This window comes from Micromonospora inaquosa (genome assembly GCF_003857055.1).
In the GTDB taxonomy this organism is placed as follows: domain Bacteria; phylum Actinomycetota; class Actinomycetes; order Mycobacteriales; family Micromonosporaceae; genus Micromonospora; species Micromonospora inaquosa.
In genome coordinates, this window is sequence record NZ_QGSZ01000035.1 from 1 (window position 1) to 3,447 (window position 3,447).

A 3,447-nucleotide genomic window follows, 5' to 3' on the forward strand; every position below is an offset into this window, starting at 1 on the left:
GGCAGGTCAGTCAGATCGAGGGCGATCCGGACAGCCCGATCTCGCGGGGTCGGCTCTGTCCGAAGGGTTCGGCGAGTAAGAGCCTGGTGACGAGCCCGTTGCGGCAGACGACGGTCCGCTACCGCCGCCCGTACAGCACCGAGTGGGAGGACCTGGACCTCGACACCGCGATGAACATGATCGCCGATCGGGTCCTGGCCGCCCGGGACGAAACCTGGGAGGACGTCGACGCCGAGGGCCGACCGCTCAACCGGACGCTGGGCATCTCCAGCCTGGGTGGGGCGACGCTGGACAACGAGGAGAACTACCTCATCAAGAAGTTGTTCACCGCGGCGGGCGCGTTGCAGATCGAGAACCAGGCGCGTATTTGACACTCCTCCACCGTCCCCGGTCTGGGGACCAGCTTCGGTCGTGGCGGCGCCACCCAGTACCAGCAGGACCTGTCGAACTCCGACGTCATCGTCATCCAGGGTTCGAACATGGCCGAGGCACACCCGGTGGGTTTCCAGTGGGTGATGGAGGCCAAGCGTCGGGGCGCGAAGATCTTCCACATCGACCCGCGGTTCACCCGAACCAGCGCGCTGGCTGACTCGTACCTGCCGATCCGGGCGGGCACCGACATCGCGCTGCTCGGCGGGGTGATCCGCTACATCCTCGAGAACGAGCTGGACTTCCGGGAGTACGTGGTCGCGTACACCAACGCGGCGACGATCGTCACTGAAGAGTTCAGCGACACCGAGGACATGCACGGGCTCTTCTCCGGCTTCAACGACGACAACGCCACCTACGACCAGGCCAGCTGGCGCTACGAAGGCCACTCGCAGAACCAGACGACTCGTGACAGCGAGACGCAGCGGGAGACCGCGGCCGGGTTGGAGAACGAGTCACACGGCGCACCCGTCGGCGGCGAGACCGAACGTGACGAGACGTTGCAGCATCCGCGTTGCGTCTATCAGATCCTCAAGCGGCACTTCGCCCGTTACACGCCGGAGATGGTGGAGCGGGTCTGCGGCGTCCCGCAGGAGAAGTTCCTGGAGTTGGCGCGGGCGTGGACGGAGAACTCGGGTCGGGACCGCACGGGCATGCTCGTCTACTCGGTGGGTTGGACGCAGCACAGTGTTGGGGTGCAGTACATCCGTACCGGTGCGATCATTCAGTTGTTGTTGGGCAACATGGGTCGTCCGGGTGGTGGGGTGATGGCCCTGCGGGGGCATGCCAGCATCCAGGGGTCGACTGACATTCCGACGTTGTTCAATTTGTTGCCGGGCTATCTGCCGATGCCGCACCACGCGGAGCACCCGACCCTGGACGAGTGGGTGGACAGCATCCGCCACCCCGGGCAGAAGGGCTTCTGGGGCAACGCCCGCACCTACGGCGTCAACCTGCTCAAGGCGTACTGGGGGGACGCGGCCACCGCCGACAACGACTACTGCTACGGCTACATGCCGCGGATGACCGGCGACCACGGCACCTACCAGCAGGTGCTCGACATGATCGACGGAAAGATCAAGGGCTATTTCCTGCTCGGGCAGAACCCGGCGGTGGGCTCGGCGCACGGCCGCGCGCAGCGGCTCGGCATGGCCAACCTCGACTGGCTCGTGGTCCGGGACCTGTTCATGATCGAGAGCGCGACGTTCTGGGAGCACGCGCCGGAGATCGCGACCGGGGAGATCGTGCCGGAGGAGTGCCGTACCGAGGTGTTCTTCCTGCCCGCCGCGTCGCATGTGGAGAAGGAGGGCACCTTCACCCAGACGCAGCGCCTGTTGCAGTGGCGGGAGAAGGCCGTCGAGCCGCCAGGTGACGCCCGCTCCGAGCTGTGGTTCTTCTATCACCTCGGGCGCATCATCAGGGAACGCTTGGCGACGTCGAGCAGGCCGCGCGACCGGGCGCTGCTCGACCTCACCTGGGACTACCCCACGCACGGTCCGCACGCGGAGCCGAGCGCCGAGGCGGTGCTGCGGGAGATCAACGGGTACGACGTGGCGACCGGCCGGCCACTGGCGTCGTTCACCGAGATGAAGGACGACGGCTCCACCGTCGGCGGTTGCTGGATCTACACCGGGGTGTACGCCGACGGCGTCAACCAGGCGGCCCGGCGCAAACCCGGCGCGGAGCAGTCCCTGGCGGCCCTCGAGTGGGGGTGGGCGTGGCCGGCGAACCGGCGCATCCTCTACAACCGTGCCTCCGCGGACCCGGACGGTAATCCGTGGAGTGAGCGCAAACGCTACGTGTGGTGGGACGCGGAGAAGTCCGAGTGGACCGGCTACGACGTGCCGGACTTCGAGAAGACCAAGCCGCCGTCCTACCGACCGGAGCACGATGCCTCGGGCGTGGCGGGCATCGCCGGCGACGACCCGTTCATCCTCCAGGGTGACGGCAAGGGCTGGCTGTACGCGCCCACCGGCGTGCTCGACGGGCCCCTGCCCACCCACTACGAGCCGGTCGAGTCGCCGGTGCGTAACCCGCTCTACCGGCAGCAGGCCAACCCGACCCGCAAGGTCTACACGCACCCGATCAACACGTTGAACCCGAGCCCGCCGCAGGAGCACAGCGAGGTGTTCCCGTACGTGTTCACGGTCAGCCGGCTCACCGAGCACCACACCGCCGGCGCGATGAGCCGCAACGTGTCGCCCCTGGCCGAGTTGCAGCCCGAGATGTTCGTCGAGGTGTCCCCGGAGTTGGCGGCAGTGCGAGGGTTGAGTCACCTGGGCTGGGCCCACCTGGTGACCAGCCGCGCGGCCGTCGAGGCGAAGGTGCTGGTGACCGACCGCGTCACGCCACTGCGGGTGGATGGCCGGATCATCCACCAGGTGTGGTTGCCGTACCACTTCGGCTACGAGGGTCTGGTCACCGGGGACTCGGCGAACGACCTGTTCGGCATCACGCTCGACCCCAACGTCCTGATCCAGGAGAGCAAGGTCGGCACCTGCGACGTCCGGCCCGGACGACGCCCCACCGGACGGGATCTGTTGGACCTCGTCGTGGACTACCGGCGACGGTCGGGGAACCTCGTGCACCGTTACCCGCCGATGGTCACGACCGACGTCGCCGACAGCAGCAGCGACCAGGAGGCCTGACCGATGCCCCACGCCAACGCCCTGTACGGTCCGTTGGACCCCGCACCGGACGCCGGCTACGAGAACGCGCCGCCGCGGATGGGATTCTTCACCGACACCAGCGTCTGCATCGGTTGCAAGGCCTGCGAGGTGGCCTGCAAGGAGTGGAACGGTGTTCCCGAGAGCGGGCTCGACCTGCTGGGCATGTCGTACGACAACACCGGGGCCCTGACCGCGAACTCGTGGCGACACGTCGCGTTCGTGGAGCAGCCCCGCTCGGCCGGCTGGGCGACTCCGGCATTCGAGCAGCAACCGGACGGGCGATCGGTCAGCCCACTCACGGCGGCCGTCGGCGCACGTACCGACACCGACACCGGAACGGATCCGGGCC

Annotated in this window: 2 pseudogenes; both read left to right on the forward strand. The window is 67.7% G+C overall.

What is annotated here, in order from left to right:
- Positions 1–3,050 (forward strand): annotated as a pseudogene (gene fdh / locus DLJ59_RS00275) (formate dehydrogenase); the annotation flags it as partial.
- A 30-nt stretch (positions 3,051–3,080) separates the two neighbouring features.
- A pseudogene (locus DLJ59_RS00280) lies at positions 3,081–3,447 on the forward strand (4Fe-4S dicluster domain-containing protein); the annotation flags it as partial.